This window comes from Roseiflexus castenholzii DSM 13941 (assembly GCF_000017805.1).
Classification (GTDB): Bacteria; Chloroflexota; Chloroflexia; order Chloroflexales; family Roseiflexaceae; genus Roseiflexus; species Roseiflexus castenholzii.
The window spans coordinates 1,745,821-1,762,102 of the sequence record NC_009767.1; the positions used below are offsets into that span (position 1 = coordinate 1,745,821).

Here is a 16,282-nt window from a genome sequence, read left to right on the forward strand (position 1 = left end):
GGCAAACAATGTATCGATGAGGATACACCTATGGCTGTCACGCGCTCACAGCCCCCCGTTTCAGAGCAGGCGTCGCATCCCAGCGGCGACAATCGCTTCAAACTGCTCGAAGCCACGATGAAGAAACACCAGTATCGCCCAGATGCGCTGATCGAGGTACTGCACCGCGCGCAGGAGTTGTTTGGCTATCTCTCGAACGATCTGCTGCTCTACATTGCCAACAGCCTGCACCTTCCGCCGAGCCGGGTGTATGGTGTAGCGACGTTCTATCACTTCTTCTCGCTGGCGCCGAAGGGAGAGCATTCGTGCGTCGTCTGCCTTGGCACTGCCTGCTACGTTCGCGGTGCAGCGGCAATCCTGGCAGCAGCCGAACAGACGCTTGGGATCAGAGCAGGGCACACCACGCCTGATGGACGCCTGTCGCTGGAAACGGCGCGTTGCCTGGGTGCGTGCGGCATTGCGCCGACCGTTGTGTTCGATGGCGCGATTACCGGTCATCAGACGCCAGAACAGGTGCAGGTCTGGCTGGAGCGCCTTAAGGAAAAGGATTAATCACACAAAGGCACAGAGGACGATAGGAAGACAGTTGAAGGTTGCACGTTGAACGTTGAATATGGGTTGGTTCTTAGTTCTTAGTTCTCAGTTCTTAGTTCTCAGTTCTTAGTTCTCAGTTCTTGGTTCTCAGTTCTTAGTTCTCAGTTCTTGGTTCTCACTATGGATATAAGCGAACTTCTCACCATTGCCGAACACGAACGCACTATGCGGCGACCGACCTGTATTCGCTGCTGCACAGCGCTCGGATGTCAGTCGGCGGGGTCACTTTCGCTGAAGCAGCGGCTCGAAGAAGCGGTTGCCGAAGTGGATCGCACCGATATCGAGGTGATCGGCGTCGGATGCATGGGGATGTGCGGTCATGGTCCACTCGTGCGCGTCGATCCCGATGGGGTGCTCTACGAGCATGTGCACGCTGCTGATGCACCATCGATTGTCGCGGCGCTCGATGGCGGCGATGCGACGGCGCCGCGAGGCGATCCACAGCACCCCTTCTTTACCTTGCAGAAACGGATCGTCCTGGAAAACAGCGGCATTATCGACCCGGAACGCATCGAGTCATACATCGCGGCAGGCGGGTATCAGGCGCTCTACTGCGTGCTGCACGATATGACTCCGGCAGAAGTGATCGATGTCGTCACCCGCAGCGGTCTGCGCGGGCGCGGCGGCGCCGGGTATCCGACCGGGCTGAAGTGGGCGACCGTCGCCAAGAGTCACGGCGATCGCAAGTATGTCGTCTGCAACGCCGACGAAGGCGACCCCGGCGCGTTCATGGATCGCAGCATCATCGAGAGTGACCCGCACAAAATCCTCGAAGGCATGGCAATCGCCGCGTATGCCGTGGGCGCCGATCAGGGGTACGTCTATGTGCGTGCTGAGTATCCACTGGCGATTCAGCGTCTGCAACGAGCAATTGCGCAGGCGCGGCGGCTTGGGCTGCTCGGCGCGCAGATTTTCGATGCCGGGTTTACCTTCCGCATCGATATTCGCGTCGGCGCCGGGGCATTCGTGTGCGGTGAAGAAACAGCGCTCATGGCGTCGATCGAAGGCCGGCGCGGTCAACCGCGTCCCCGTCCGCCCTACCCTGCCGAAAGCGGGCTGTGGGGCAGACCAACGCTCATCAACAATGTCGAAACCTTTGCCAACATCCCGCCGATCATTCGTAATGGAGCGGAATGGTTTGCTGCGATCGGTGCAGAGCATAGCAAGGGTACGAAAGTGTTCGCCCTGACCGGCAAAATTCGCCATACCGGTTTGATCGAAGTGCCGATGGGGGTCACGCTGCGCCAGATCGTCGAAGAGATGGGTGGTGGCGTGCCCGAAGGCAGGGTCAAGGCAGTGCAAACAGGTGGACCATCCGGCGGATGTATTCCTGCTGCGTTGCTCGATACGCCGGTTGACTATGAATCGTTGCAGCGCGTCGGCTCGATCATGGGATCAGGCGGTATGGTGGTTATGGACGACGCGACCAATATGGTCGATGTTGCCCACTTTTACATGGAGTTCTGCAAGGACGAGTCGTGCGGCAAGTGTATTCCATGCCGTGCAGGTACTGCGCAAATGCTGCATATGCTCAATCTCATCCGATCCGGTCAGGCGACCGCTGCCGACCTTGCGCGGCTTGAGCAACTTTGCATAATGGTGAAGGAAACCAGTCTCTGTGGCCTCGGTCAGTCGGCGCCAAATCCGGTGTTGAGCACAATGAAATACTTTCGTGAAGAGTATGAAGCGTTCGTCCGGGATGAGGGGTTAGCGGGTTAGGGGTCATTGGGAAGGGAACAACGATGGCTGCGCGAACGTTTACAATCGACGATCAACTGATCAGTGCGCGGGAGGGCGAGACGATCCTCCAGGCAGCGCGTGAGCACGGCATCTCGATCCCAACGCTCTGTCACCTCGATGGCGTGAGCGACGTCGGCGCCTGCCGGCTCTGCCTGGTCGAGATCGAGGGCAGTCGCGCGCTGCGCCCGGCATGCGTGACGCCGGTGGTCGAAGAGATGGTGGTGCGCACCGATACGGAACGTCTGCGCGAGTATCGCCGCATGATCATCGAACTCCTCTTTGCCGAGCGCAATCACGTGTGTGCGGTGTGCGTCGCCAATGGTCATTGCGAACTGCAAGACCTGGCGATTGCCGTCGGCATGGATCACGTGCGCTTCGATTATGCCTTTCCGCGCTGCGACGTTGATATTTCTCACCCGCTCTTCGGGATCGACCACAACCGCTGCGTGCTCTGCACTCGCTGCGTGCGGGTGTGCGACGAAGTCGAAGGAGTGCATACCTGGGATGTGGCGGGACGCGGCGCCGATGCGCGGGTGATTACCGATATGCGCCAGCCATGGGGCGAGGCGCGCAGTTGCACGTCGTGCGGCAAATGCGTGCTCGCCTGCCCGACAGGGGCGATTTTCCGGCGTGGCGCGACGGTCGGCGAAATGGAGCGCGACCGGAATAAAATTGCGTACATTGTCGCTGCACGCGAACAACGCTGGTGAGCAGGGGCGGGTCTCAGCCCCACCCGTGTGCATGCACGGGTGACATTCAAAAGGGCGCCGCTTGTTTCCTGCGAAAAGGATCAGGTTTGAGTCTCGCCTGTACGTGATGCGGAGTGTATCGTGGAAAGACGACGACTGGCGACAATCTGGCTTGGCGGATGTTCGGGATGCCATATGTCATTCCTTGATCTCGATGAGTGGCTCTTTGAACTGGCGCAGCACATTGACCTGGTCTACAGTCCGCTCGCCGATGTGAAAGAATACCCGGACCATGTCGATGTGGCGCTTGTGGAAGGCGCCGTCGCCAATGAGGATCATCTGCACCTGATCCGTCAGGTGCGTGAGCGTACACGAATCCTGATCGCCTTTGGCGATTGCGCGGTCACCGGCAATGTGACGGCGCTGCGCAACCCGCTCGGTGCGCCCGAGGCGTTGTTGCACACGATTTACATCGAGCGCGCCGAGATTGCCGGTTGTCTGCCGCATGCTCCCGGCATTGTGCCGCAGTTGCTCGATAAAGTCCAACCGGTGCATAAAGTCGTTCCGGTCGATGTGTACCTGCCCGGATGTCCGCCGCCTGCGCCGCGTATTCGAGCGTTGCTCGAGCAGGTCATTGCCGGTGAAGACATCCGCCTGACCGGACGCGAGATGATTAAGTTTGGTTGAGAGGATTCGGGATGCCTGCGACCCGTCAGATTCTGATCGATCCGGTTACCCGGATTGAAGGACATGCCAAGATCAGCATCCATCTGGATGACAACGGCGAGGTGCGGGAAGCACGCTTCCATGTCACCGAGTTTCGCGGTTTCGAGCGTTTTTGCGAAGGGCGCCCGTTTTGGGAGATGCCCGGCATTACAGCACGCATTTGCGGAATATGCCCGGTGAGCCATTTGCTGGCATCCGCGAAAGCAGGTGATGCGCTGCTCTCGGTCACTATTCCGCCAGCCGCCGAGAAACTACGTCGGCTGATGAACCTGGGACAAATGGTACAGTCGCATGCGCTCAGTTTTTTCCACCTCAGCGCTCCCGATCTGCTGCTCGGCTTCGACAGCGATCCGGCACAACGCAATGTTTTCGGACTGATGGCCGCCGATCCGACCCTGGCACGCGCGGGTATCCGACTGCGGCAGTTCGGGCAGGACATTATCGCCATGCTTGGCGGCAGTAAGATTCATCCGGCGTGGGCTGTCCCCGGTGGCGTCCGTTCGGCGCCAACCGCTGTGCAACGCGCGGACATCGCTCAACGTTTGCCGGAAGCGCGGGCTACTGTGCTTGATGCGCTCCGTCGCTTCAAAGCCCTGCTCGATACTCATCACGCCGAGGTGGCGACCTTTGGCAATTTCCCGTCGCTCTTCCTGGGATTGGTCGGACCTCATGGCGAGTGGGAGCATTACGACGGACGTTTGCGTGTAGTGGACGCGGGCGGAGCGATTATTGCCGATCAGGTCGAGCCAAGCCGCTACCGCGACATTATTGCCGAGGCGGTCGAACCGTGGTCGTATTTGAAGATGCCCTACTATCGGGCGCGTGGGTATCCCGCCGGGATGTATCGCGTCGGTCCGCTGGCGCGCCTGAACATCTGCACCCGCATTGGCACGCTGCTGGCAGATGCCGAACTTGGAGAGATGCGGCAGCGTGCCGGTGGCATTGCTACTTCATCGTTCTACTATCACTACGCGCGCCTGGTCGAAATCCTGGCGGCGCTGGAGCGCATTTCGCTCTTACTCGACGACCCGGATCTCGACTCGCTGCGATTGCGCGCCGAAGCAGGTCTTAATCAATTCGAGGGGATTGGGGTGAGTGAAGCGCCGCGCGGAACTCTGTTCCACCACTATACCGTTGATGCGCATGGTCTGATCCAGAGTGTGAACCTGATTATCGCAACAGGGCACAACAATCTGGCGATGAATCGGACGATCGCCCAGATTGCGCGGCACTATGTCAAAGGCGACCAGATCAGCGAAGGCGCCTTGAACCGGGTAGAGGCAGGCATTCGCGCCTACGACCCGTGCCTGAGTTGCTCGACGCATGCTGCCGGAACGATGCCGCTGGTAGTGACATTGATTGCCGCAGACGGCACGGTGCTCGATGAAGTGCGACGGTGATCATGTTGAAGGTTGAACGTTGCAGGGGGGAAGGTTGCAGGTGGGGAGTGGGAGATCGAGGTTGGGGAATGCGGGCCAGGGGTTAGATGCATGAATTCTTCGATAGCATTGTTCTTGACCCCTAATACCAATGACCTGTGACCATCCGGCATTGTCACCCCGAGCAGCGCGAGGGGTCTTGTGCGACCCGCTCAGATTCCTCGCTGAGTTTACCCTGAGCGAAGCGAAGGGCTCGGAATGACACGCATGCGGCATCTTCAATCGTCATTGGTATAACCCCCTCCCGGTTCTCGCTTCTCAGTTCTCGCTTCCTGGACACACAATATGCGTTCCTCACATATCCTCATCATTGGCTATGGCAACGACCTGCGCGGCGACGATGCGGCCGGTCGCGTGGCGGCGGAGCGACTTGCTGCGCTCCAACTGCCCGATACGCAGGTTCTCTCCGTGCACCAGTTAGTGCCGGAACATGCGGCGCTTCTGGCGCAGGCGCAGATGGCTATCTTTATCGATGCCGACCTGGACGATTGCCCGATTGTGCGGGTGACTCATCTGACGTCGGGCGCCAGTTGGAGCGTGATTGGGCATACTGCCACTCCCGAAGGGTTGCTGGCCCTCACCGCTGCCGTGTATGGTCAGGCGCCGAATGGCTGGCTCATCCGTATCCCGGCAATCCATTCCGTTTTCGGTGCGCCTCTCTCCCGTCGGGCAGAAGACGGCGTTGCCGAAGCAGTTGAGATCGTCCGGCATCTTATCTCCAAGAGATGACAGTCGCCTGGATGGACGGCGCTCGGTTCTGCGCCGGCGCGTGGTGGGAGGGGCACACGGATCGGCGCGGATTGTGACGGATGTTTACGGATGGGTCGCGCAGTCTGGCGCTCAATGCCGCTCTTTGTCCGGTCGACGCACTTCGGACGGCGCTATGACTTTGGTACTACCCTCTGTCACTCCTCTCTGTCAGACAACTGCGGGACACAAAGCCCTCTTTCGTGAAAACGTAGTTAATTCTATACTACCACCCATAGTGCGCGTGTTCGGACACTGCGCAATCGCCAGGACACAGAGATACCGTGGAGTCGGTGGCTCTGTGCGTGAAACAAGGAGAGAGGTCCTTATGGAGTCGCGTGTTGCTCACATCATCTCGGCAGCCGTTGCGCCGATTGGCAACTCTGTGAGTGCCGGCATTCCTCCCGCCGCCGACGACAAAATCCTGGTCTCACGTCAGCACCTCGAGCAACTCCAGCGTCACGTTCGTCTCGGATACGAACGATTCCCCACCCGTCACCTGCGCCAGTCGCTTCTGATTATCGAACATATGCTTGCCCGGCGATAGAAGGGAACGGTTCTCACCTCCTTCTCGCAAGAGTCGCGCGTTTTTGACGCGAGTCATGCGTTCCACATCACGACGCCTTTTTCCCTTCCATCCCCTTCCCCCTCTCCAGGTCGTCGGGGAAGGGGATTCTGGGTATCCTGATGCTCGAAAGTAACGAATGTCATGGCGCGCGGAGCGAGACATCTTCAACAACGACCACCGGTCCCCGGCATGGCGCGCGTCACGCGCCGGATGGTTAGATTTCTCGCTGCGCTCGAAATGACAGGGGGCCACCGGTCCTTGGCATGGCGCGCGGAGCGCGCCATCCTCTCTTTGTCATGGCGCGCGGAGCGAGACATCTTCAACAATGACCGCCGCTCCTTGGCATGGCGCGCGTCACGCGCCGGATGGTTAGATTTCTCGCTGCGCTCGAAATGACAGGGGGGCCGCCGGTCCTTGTCATGGCGCGCGGAGCGCGCCATCCTCTCTTTGTCATGGCGCGCGGAGCGAGACATCTTCAACAATGACCGCCGCTCCTTGGCATGGCGCGCGTCACGCGCCGGATGGTTAGATTTCTCGCTGCGCTCGAAATGACAGGGGGTCCACCGGACCTTGTGCACTGGAGGAGACCGTCATCTACCATCAACGTCGGCGTCACCCTGATCGATGTCTGGAACCGGGACCGGTCTGCGCCGCTGTGAAGCCCGAGCGTGGGGTGCGCCGCTCGCAATGCCGGATGCCGATTGAGCAATCTTTCCAGGATGTGACCCGCCTGCCGGACATGACTCGACGGATGCACAAGCAGCGGCATCGGATGGAGCAGATGGCGGCGCTGTTGTTGTCGGTCTCTCCAGGCGCGCGGTTGATCGGGGCAGGGTTGCGCGATTACCTGGATGGGGAAGCATCCGGGGAGAGAAGAGCATCCCTGATGAGGAGCGAATACCAGGGGGAGAGCAACGCAACAAGGACCAGCAATGGAGACGCTCTTCGGGGGTGTGTATGTTGCTGAGGCAACGATGGGATATTTCACCTCACGCGCGGCGGCGGATCATCGGCAATGCGCCGGAAGCCTTCGCTGCGTTGGTCCTTCCCCCTGTCCCAACTCATGTCCGAATCTGAGGGATTACCCTGGCATACTCCTTCAAACCATGGTATTGTATTCATAATTGTCGATTCCCTCGTATTGTGAACATCTTTGTTCGAGATGTATCAGAACACCGACAAGGCAGGTATGACGCCACATCGCCAGCGCGCTGCTGCTGCATTGCTATTCCTGTTCATGGTCATAGCCGCACTGATGACGGATCATGCGCAGGCTCAGAATGACGCCGACCCACGCGGGTTGGGCGACCCCAACGCACCCATTGTCATCATCGAGTACAGCGACTACGAGTGCCCGGCGTGTGCGTCATTCGTGCGTGATGCCAAGCCGCAATTGATTGCTGAATACATCGAGACGGGCAAGGTCTACTACCTCTACCGCGATAATCCGCTGCCGCAGCATCCGGCGGGACGGATTGCGGCGATCTATGCGCATTGTGCCGTGCGGCAAGGGCAATTCTGGCCCATGCACCGACGTTTGTTCCAGGGGTACATCGATGGCGAGTGGGGTGGTGACCCATCTGCGTCGGAGCGTGTGTTCAGGCGGTATGGCGATGAACTTGGGCTGGACTCCGGCGCGCTCCAGGAATGCGTGCGTGATCCGACGACGGAGCAGGCAATTGCCGCTGACATCGAAGAAGCGCGCAATCGCGGGTTGCGTGGAACGCCTGCCTATATTCTGCGCTGGCCCGGCGGTCCAGAGCGCGGCGATGTGTTGACCGGCGCGCAGAGTTTCGGCACCTGGCGCGCCCTGCTCGATGAACGTCTGAGCGCACAGCCCGATCCGGCGACTGCCTCGCCGGGATTTGGGGCACAGGCGTCGCTGTTCATCTACCTGGCGCTCGGCGCAGCAGGCGGTCTCGCTGTGCTGGTCGTTGGCGGAAGCATCCTCTGGTGGCTTGCCCGGCGCGACCACTCTTCGCCAATGTAGATGGAGTTGCCTGTAGCACCCTCCTCTGCTATACTCATAGCGGATCTGCCTGTCTTCCGGGCAGGCGGATCGCTGTAGCTCCTGGCTACTGGCTGCCACAGGTTCGCACCCCGACCGTGCTGCTCCTCTAATAGTTGCCACGCTTGCATCAACGTTCTTCACGGAATCACTATCGCATCAGGAGCGCCGTTATGAGCACAAACACTCCATCCGACTCGACGATGAAGGCTGAACACGAGCATGTGTATGAGCGGGTTGCACAGTTGGAGCGCGAACTGGCGCGCTTCCGCGCGATCATCGAAGACACCGATCTGCTCATTACCGAAGTGGACGCAAACGGTATCTTTACCTACGTGAACCCGGCTGCGCGGTCTGTCTTTGGCTATGCGCCGGAGGAGTGCATTGGCCGATCATCGCTTGAGTTTGTGCATCCAGATGATCTTGAAGAGACCCAGCGCGTATTCGTTGAATGGGTGCAACGCCACGAACGCGGCGGGGTGATCGAAAACCGTGTGATCCATCGCAACGGTTCGTTCTCGCATCTGCTGTGGTCGATCACGCTGCACTACGATGATCAGGGGCAGGTGCAGCGCGCCACCTCGATTGCCCACGATATTGGTGCGCTTCATCAACTGCGCAGCGAACTGCGCGAAAGCCGCACGATGCTGCAACTGGTGATCGACAACCTGCCGCAGGCGATCTTCTGGAAGGATCGAGAGTTGCGTTTCCTGGGGGGAAACCAGCGCCTCCTGAGCGATGCCGGGTTGACCTCAGTCGATGACATTATCGGCAAGACTGATTTCGATATGCCATGGAAGGATCATGCAGCGGCGTATCAGGCGGACGACCGCGATGTGATCGAGCATGGTCCGAAACTGAACATTGAAGAAATGCTGACCCGCAGCGATGGTTCGACGATCTGGCTGCGCACCAATAAGGTTCCTCTGCGTCGGGATGGTGAGATTGTCGGCGTCCTGGGCATGTACGAAGACGTTACCGCACTAAAGCGGCAGGAAGATGAACTGCGCACCTTCAAGTTGCTGGTGGAGAACGCGCCCGATGGGATTGCCATTGCCGACACGAATCTGACGCTGACCTACGCCAACCCTGCGCTCGCTGCAATGCTTGGATATTCCAGCCTGGTTGGGATGACCGTTCCTATGATCACCCATCCTGATGATCTGGAGAAGTTGAGCGCTATTGCCCAACAGGTAACGCAGGGCGGCGCGCCGCGTGAGATGATCCGCTATCTGCACAGCAACGGTTCGATTGTCACCGTGCAAGCGTCGGCATTGGCGTTGTACGACGGGCATCGCAACCTGATCGGCTATGCGTCGATCAATCGCGACATCACCGAACAACTCCAGGCGGAAGAAAGCCTGCGCGCCAGTGAACAGCGTAATCGCGCGTTGCTCAATGCTATCCCCGATCTCATGTTCCTGCTCAGCGCCGATGGCGTCTTTCTGGACTACAAAACGGATAGCAGCGGCGACCTCATTCTTCCGCCCGAAGCGTTTCTCAACCGGAACGTCGCAGACGTTCTGCCGCCGCATCTGGCGGAACAGGTGCTGACGCACATGGAGGCGCTCAAGCGCACGCACGAGATGCAAACCTATCAGTATCAGATTCTGATCAACGATCAGGTCCGCGACTTTGAAGCGCGTATGGTGTTCAGCAACGACGATATTCTTGTGTTATCGCGCGATATGACGAAGCAGCGACGCGCCGAGCGTGAGCGGCAGGCGATGCAAGAGCAGATCATTCAGGCGCAGCAGGCGGCGTTGCGCGAACTGAGCACGCCACTCATGCCGATTGCCGATGGGGTGGTGGCGATGCCGATCATTGGCACGATTGACACAATGCGCGCACAACAGATCATGGAGGCGCTGCTCCAGGGAATCGCCGATCACAGCGCCGATATTGCTATCCTCGACATCACCGGCGTCAAAGTTGTGGATACACAGGTTGCCGGAGCGCTCATCCGTGCAGCACAGGCGGCGCGTATGCTCGGCGCGCGCGTGGTGCTGACCGGCATCAGCCCGGAGATCGCGCAGACCCTCGTCCACATTGGCGCTGAAATGCGTGAGATGGTCGCCAAGCCAACGCTGCAACAGGGGATTGCCTACGCCCTTGAGCAACGGGTGGGGCATCATCAATGAGGCGCACCCACCCGAGGCGTGCGGGCAGCGCGTGGGTTGACGGTCGGGGCGCGCCATTGGCGCGCCCGCAGTCTTTGATTTCAATGATGACTTGCGTATGTCGAGAAACGGAACGCGCCAATTGAAGAAGACCGTTGTATCGTTGCCCGGCGCGCGGGAGAGCCTCCCGGATGATGACGGAACCGGGTTGGTCGTCGGTGATGCGCTGGTAAAACGGCGCGTGCCGGTGGGGATTCTCCTGTTCGATTGATTGGAGCGACTCGTTCGGACGGTTCTGCGCACCGGCGCGTTCGATCACTATCCGGATGCACTCCTGAAAGATTGACCTGGCGCGAACGGGGAATGCCGCAACACAGTGCGCCGCTTCCACAACAAACTCCCGCTGCCTCTCGTATCATGTGCAGAAACAACGTTTTGCATACGGAGGCTTCGTTATGGGCGACATCGGACGCCTTCTGATCGGTATGGGCGTGGTGTTGATCGTGATCGGCGCCGTGCTGTTATTAGCCGGAAAAGTGCCATGGCTGGGGCGATTGCCGGGCGATATTCTGATCGAGCGCGAGAATGTGCGCATCTTCATCCCGATCGGAACGATGCTGCTTCTCAGCCTGGTATTGACGGTGATCGCCAACCTGCTGGCGCGCTTTTGGCGATAAAACAGAAAACCCCTGCGTATCTCAGGGGTTCCGCTCCGGTGGAGCCGGCGGCGGGATTCGAACCCGCGACCTACTGTTTACAAGACAGTTGCTCTGCCAGCTGAGCTACGCCGGCACATCACCATTGTAGCACGGGAGCGTCGGATGCGTCAATGTACGTCTGGACGGATGCCCCCTGCCATGCCCCCGGCGGCTACCCGCCCCTCCCTCACCCCGCCCCATCCCGTCGGCGCGGGTCTCAGACCCGCCCCTCCCTCACCCCGCCCCATCCCGTCGGCGCGGGTCTCAGACCCGCCCCTCCCTCACCCCGCCCCATCCCGTCGGCGCGGGTCTCAGACCCGCCCCTCCCTCACCCCGCCTCATCCCGTCGGCGCGGGTCTCAGGCCCGCCCCAACGATGGTATAATGGTGTCGCCAACACAACGACCGTGTGGGAGGAAGGCTATGTCCGCTCTGCTCGCTCCGCGCAATGGCCTGCCGTCGAGTATTGAGCCGCCGACACCGGAGGAAAGTTTGAACGATGCACGGCAGCGCATGGCGCGCACGTTTCGCCGCGATGAGTTTGTCTGGATTCTTGCCGAGCGCTACGATGCGCACGCCGCCGCCTGGCTGATCGATGTGCTGCGTCAGGGATCGGAAGGGCGCTGGATGCGTCAGCGCTACCGGTATGACGTGCCGGCAGGCGTGCTTTACTTTCTGGGAGAAAGTGCGGTGGATCGCCAGACATTCCGTGAGTTGCGTCGCTCCTCTACGCCGTTCGATATTCCGGCGTGGCAGGATCGCTGACCTGTCTGTGCGTGAGATGTGATCGGTGGGATGACGCGAACAATTGCACCGGTACAGGATTCGTCTGTGCAAAAGAAATCTTCTTTTACGGTCGAAGACCTTTATCGCCTTGGCTGGCTGGAAGAGCCGCAGGTCAGCCCGGACGGTCGCGAGATTGCTTTCGTGCGTGTCACGATTGACCGTTCGGCAAATGCCAACCGTCGTGCGATCTGGATCGCGCCAACCGATGGCGGTCCGCCGCGCCGTTTGACCTCCGGGACGAACGACTCCGCGCCGCGCTGGAGTCCCGATGGCCGTTGGCTGGCGTTCGTCAGCGTGCGCGGTGATGATCGCCCGCAGTTGTACGTGCTACGGCGCGATGGCGGCGAGGCACGCCGCCTGACCTCGTTGCCGCAGGGGGTCAGCGATCCGGCGTGGAGTCCCGATGGGCGTCGTATTGCGTTCCTCTCGCGCCTGAACGCCGCCGAGCGCGCAAGTGAGGACGCGAGTGAGCCTGAGCCGGAACCTGCCGATGAGTTCATGCACAAACAACTCGTTGAGCGCCGTAAGCACGAAGAGCAGCGTCGCTTTGATCCGCGCGTGGTGCGGCGTCTCCCCTATCGCGCTGGCGTCGAGTTTTTCGACGACCGCTCCACGCAGATGTATATCATCGAGGTTCCCGATGATGATGACGCGCCGGCGCCGCAGCCGCGCCGCATCACCGATGCCGACCTCGATTTTGGCGCGCCGGTGTGGATGCCGGATGGTCAGTCGGTGCTGACGACTGCTACCCGCGACCCGGAAGCAGACTCACAGTTCTTCTTCTTCGATGTGTTGCGCGTTCCTGTTCTGCCGGAGGGACGGGCTGATCCGCAGCGTCTGACTGCACCTGGTTTCACCCATTTTGCGCCCTTACCGTCGCCGGATGGACGCTGGATTGCATGCCTGCGCATGGCGGAGAACCAGCCGTTCGCCTCGGCGACATCGCTGGTGGTGATGGACGCGGCCGGCGGCGAGCCGCGCAATCTGACCGCCGCTGCCGACCTCAACATCGCCGCCTACGACTGGCTGCCGGGGAGCGATGGCTTGCTGTGCCTGGCCGGATGGCGCGGCGCGCAGCCGCTGTGGCGCGTCGCGCTCGATGGTGGCGGGTGCGAACGGCTCGCGCAGATGCCCGATGACCGGTTTATCGCCGAGTTTGATACTGGAAGGGATGGAACCATTGCGTTTGTGGCGGGGGATGCCGCCAATCCCTGCGAGTTGTACGCTCGCAACAAGCACGGCGTTGAGCGCCGGTTGACTGCGTTCAACGCACCGCTGCTGGAAGAACGGATCATCGTGCCATTCGAGGAACTGGTCTACACTGCGCCTGATGGGTGCAAGGTGCAAGGATGGATACTCCATCCGCCTGATTTTGACCCAGCGCAACCTGGCGGCTATCCTCTCGCGGTCTACATCCACGGCGGTCCGCACCTGATGTGGGGACCAGGGGTGCGCAGCATGTGGCACGAGTTACAGACCGTCGCTGCGCGTGGGTATGTGGTCTTCTTCTGCAATCCGCGTGGCTCCGATGGATACGGCGATGCCTGGCGCCTGGCGACGCAGGCGAATTGGGGATTCGCCGATGCGCCCGACATTCACGCCGGGATCGATACGCTGATCGCGCGCGGGTATGTCGATCCGCATCGCATAGCGGTCACCGGCGGTTCGTATGGCGGGTATATGACCGTGTGGCTGATCGCGCACAGTGATCGGTTTGCCTGCGCCGCTGCGGCGCGCGGCGTCTACAATCTGCTGACGCAGCACAGCACCAGTGATGCGCACGAACTGGTCGAACTGGTCTTTGAAGGATTTCCATGGGAAAACCACGATGTGCTCTGGCGGCATTCGCCGCTGGCATATGCGCATCGTATCACCACGCCGCTGCTCATTCTGCACGCCGAACGTGACTATCGCGTGCCGATCAGCGAAGCGGAGCAACTGTTCGCCTTCCTGCGCCGGCGGAAACAGGTCGTTGAATTTGTGCGCTACCCGCGTGAAGGGCACGAATTGACCCGCACCGGCGAGCCGGACCATCGAGCCGACCATATGCGTCGCATTCTCGAGTGGTTCGACCGGTTCTGCCAACCGCGCACCGGCAACGATGGCGCACCTCGTAGGGGGTCTACCGATGGCTGAACATCATCAGGCGCCCGACTCGCATCCCTGGGCGGAGTTGACCGCGCCGCAAACGTTGTCGTTGCTGTTGCACGAACTGTATGCTCCGGTCAGCGCACTTGGCGATCAGGTGAGTCGCCTGACGGACGAAACGCTCGATGATGGCGAGCGCACTGAGATCATCGGGCACATGCGCGCGCGGATCGATGACCTGAGTCGCCTGGTGGTGCTGCTTAAGCGGTATCTCGATGATTATCCGATGCCGGATTGAGGAGTGAGATCGCCCCTATGACGCCATTCCTGACCGGTCGAAAGCTGCTGACCGAGCGCCAGGAGGCGCTGCTCGAAGCGATTCGCGCGGCGCTCGAGGCGTTGCGCGCTGCGTTGAGGCGGTTCGGCGTCGATGTGGCGCCTGCCGATGTCCGGATTCTCGATGATGCCATCGCACATCTCGACGAACTCTTCCTGCTTGTCGTCGCCGGTGAGTACAATTCGGGCAAATCGAGTTTCATCAATGCACTGATAGGAGCGCCGGTCGTTGCCGAGGGTGTGACCCCGACCACCGACCGGATCACGGTCCTGCGCTATGGTGATATGCCGGGCGAGATGGTCGGCGGCGCATTTCTGGTCGAATATCGATTTCCGGCTGAGGTGCTGCGCCGCATGGCGATTGTAGACACGCCTGGCACGAATGCGATCATTCAGCGCCACGAAGAGTTGACGCGCGACTTTATCCCCCGCGCCGATCTCGTGCTGTTCGTAACGTCCGCCAGCCAGCCGTTTTCCGCCAGTGAACGCTCCTTTCTCGAACTCATCCGCGATTGGGGCAAAAAAGTCGTCATCATCGTCAACAAAGCCGACCTGCTCGACGACGCCGGTCTGGCGGAGGTCGTCGCATTCGTCGGCAGGCATGCCGAAGACCTGTTTGGTGTGCGCCCCGAGATTTTCGCCGTCTCGTCGCGGCTGGCACGCCAGGCGCGCGACGATGATGATCAGGCGCTGTGGGATGCCAGTCGCTTTCCGGCAATCGAGCAGTACATCAGCGACACCCTGGACGAAGAGCAGCGTGTGCGCCTGAAATTGCTCTCACCCCTCGGGGTGGCGCGTCGGTTAGCGGAACGCTACCTGATCGCCGTTGAGGATCGTCTGGCGGCGCTGCGCGATGATGTTGCCGCCATCGAGAATATCGAACGACAACTCGAGCAGTTCCGCAGCGATCTTGCCGACGATTTTCAGCGTCACCGCGCCGAAATCGCCAATATCCTCAACGAGTTCGAACTGCGCGGCATGCAGTTCTTCGATGAGACCATTCGTGTCAGTAATCTGTTTCATCTGGCGCGACATCAGCAGGAGATCAGCGAAGCGTTTGCGCGTGACATCGTCGCCGATGTACCGCAGCAGATCGAAGCGCGCCTTCAGGCGCTGATCGACTGGATGGTGGAAAAGAACCTGCGCATCTGGCAGGGGGTCATGGATTATCTGCGCCGCGAGCGAGCGGTGCAACACCGCAGCGGACTGATCGGCGAGATCGGTGGGACCTTTGAATACAATCGGAATGCCTTGATCGAGTCGGTCGCGCGCGAGGCGGAAAAGATCGTCGCCACCTACGACCGCGAAGCGGAGGCGCAGGCGCTGACCGATGAGGTGCGTGCAGCAATCGCCAGTTCGACGCTGGTTGGCGCCGGCGCCGTTGGGATCGGCGCACTCCTGGTGCTGTTGCTGCACGGCGCATTGCTCGACGTGACCGGCGTGCTGGTCGCCGGTGTGCTGGCGCTTGGCGGATTGTACATTATTCCAAATAAGCGCCGCCAGATCAAACGCCAGTTTCACCAGCGCGTCGCCGATCTGCGCGAGACACTCACCGCAACGATGGAACGCCAGTTCAACGCTGAACTTGACCGCATGATCACCCGCATTCGTGATGCCATCGACCCCTACACCCGCTTTGTCTACACCCAGCACGACCATCTGCTGACAACACAGCGCGAACTGTCGGACGCCGAAGCGGAGATCAGTCGATTGCAAGCGGAGGTGGAACGCTCTTGATGAGGTG

15 protein-coding genes and 1 tRNA gene are annotated in these 16,282 nt (G+C 60.4%); 15 read left to right on the forward strand and 1 reads right to left on the reverse strand.

Annotated elements, in window-relative coordinates; all coding sequences use genetic code 11:
* Positions 1–30: 30 nt before the first annotated feature.
* From hoxE to RCAS_RS07005, 11 genes are all read left to right on the forward strand, one after another.
* Entirely contained in the window at positions 31–552 is a 522-nt protein-coding gene (hoxE, locus tag RCAS_RS06955) for a bidirectional hydrogenase complex protein HoxE (protein ID WP_012119889.1), read from the forward strand.
* 162 nt (positions 553–714) lie between these two features.
* Positions 715–2,313, forward strand: a complete 1,599-nt coding sequence (gene nuoF / locus RCAS_RS06960; RefSeq protein ID WP_012119890.1) for an NADH-quinone oxidoreductase subunit NuoF — start codon at positions 715–717, stop codon at positions 2,311–2,313.
* A 23-nt stretch (positions 2,314–2,336) separates the two neighbouring features.
* Positions 2,337–3,044: a bidirectional hydrogenase complex protein HoxU gene (gene hoxU / locus RCAS_RS06965; RefSeq protein WP_012119891.1), complete on the forward strand. Its 708-nt coding sequence runs from the start codon at positions 2,337–2,339 to the stop codon at positions 3,042–3,044.
* A gap of 120 nt (positions 3,045–3,164) precedes the next feature.
* The gene (locus RCAS_RS06970) at positions 3,165–3,710 is read left to right on the forward strand and encodes an NADH-quinone oxidoreductase subunit B family protein (protein ID WP_012119892.1); all 546 of its coding nucleotides are present in this window, start codon (positions 3,165–3,167) and stop codon (positions 3,708–3,710) included.
* A gap of 11 nt (positions 3,711–3,721) precedes the next feature.
* Entirely contained in the window at positions 3,722–5,149 is a 1,428-nt protein-coding gene (locus RCAS_RS06975) for a Ni/Fe hydrogenase subunit alpha (protein ID WP_012119893.1), read from the forward strand.
* A 324-nt stretch (positions 5,150–5,473) separates the two neighbouring features.
* Positions 5,474–5,917, forward strand: a complete 444-nt coding sequence (locus tag RCAS_RS06980) for a hydrogenase maturation protease (RefSeq protein WP_012119894.1) — start codon at positions 5,474–5,476, stop codon at positions 5,915–5,917.
* A gap of 346 nt (positions 5,918–6,263) precedes the next feature.
* Entirely contained in the window at positions 6,264–6,482 is a 219-nt protein-coding gene (locus RCAS_RS06985) for a hypothetical protein (RefSeq protein WP_041330336.1), read from the forward strand.
* Between the two features lie 1,210 nt (positions 6,483–7,692).
* Entirely contained in the window at positions 7,693–8,493 is an 801-nt protein-coding gene (locus RCAS_RS06995) for a DsbA family protein (RefSeq protein WP_232280194.1), read from the forward strand.
* A gap of 191 nt (positions 8,494–8,684) precedes the next feature.
* Entirely contained in the window at positions 8,685–10,652 is a 1,968-nt protein-coding gene (locus RCAS_RS07000) for a PAS domain S-box protein (protein ID WP_012119897.1), read from the forward strand.
* A 97-nt stretch (positions 10,653–10,749) separates the two neighbouring features.
* Positions 10,750–10,902 carry a hypothetical protein gene (locus RCAS_RS25000; protein ID WP_157042580.1) on the forward strand — a complete coding sequence of 51 codons (153 nt, stop codon included), beginning with the start codon at positions 10,750–10,752 and terminating at the stop codon, positions 10,900–10,902.
* Positions 10,903–11,086: 184 nt separating this feature from the next.
* Complete coding sequence (locus tag RCAS_RS07005; protein ID WP_012119898.1) at positions 11,087–11,308, forward strand: DUF2905 domain-containing protein; 222 nt, start codon at positions 11,087–11,089, stop codon at positions 11,306–11,308.
* Between the two features lie 39 nt (positions 11,309–11,347).
* Here the strand turns inward: RCAS_RS07005 and RCAS_RS07010 are convergent.
* Positions 11,348–11,423: transfer RNA gene (locus RCAS_RS07010), tRNA-Thr, on the reverse strand.
* A 328-nt stretch (positions 11,424–11,751) separates the two neighbouring features.
* On the opposite strand from RCAS_RS07010, the gene RCAS_RS07015 reads away from it, so the two are divergent.
* From RCAS_RS07015 to RCAS_RS07030, 4 genes are all read left to right on the forward strand, one after another.
* Positions 11,752–12,093: a hypothetical protein gene (locus RCAS_RS07015; protein WP_012119899.1), complete on the forward strand. Its 342-nt coding sequence runs from the start codon at positions 11,752–11,754 to the stop codon at positions 12,091–12,093.
* 66 nt (positions 12,094–12,159) lie between these two features.
* Positions 12,160–14,250: a S9 family peptidase gene (locus tag RCAS_RS07020; RefSeq protein ID WP_232280195.1), complete on the forward strand. Its 2,091-nt coding sequence runs from the start codon at positions 12,160–12,162 to the stop codon at positions 14,248–14,250.
* Complete coding sequence (locus tag RCAS_RS07025) at positions 14,243–14,500, forward strand: hypothetical protein (RefSeq protein ID WP_012119901.1); 258 nt, start codon at positions 14,243–14,245, stop codon at positions 14,498–14,500. The genes RCAS_RS07020 and RCAS_RS07025 overlap by 8 nt, the downstream gene beginning before the upstream one ends.
* Positions 14,501–14,517: 17 nt before the next feature.
* The gene (locus tag RCAS_RS07030) at positions 14,518–16,275 is read left to right on the forward strand and encodes a dynamin family protein (protein ID WP_012119902.1); all 1,758 of its coding nucleotides are present in this window, start codon (positions 14,518–14,520) and stop codon (positions 16,273–16,275) included.
* Positions 16,276–16,282: the final 7 nt, after the last annotated feature.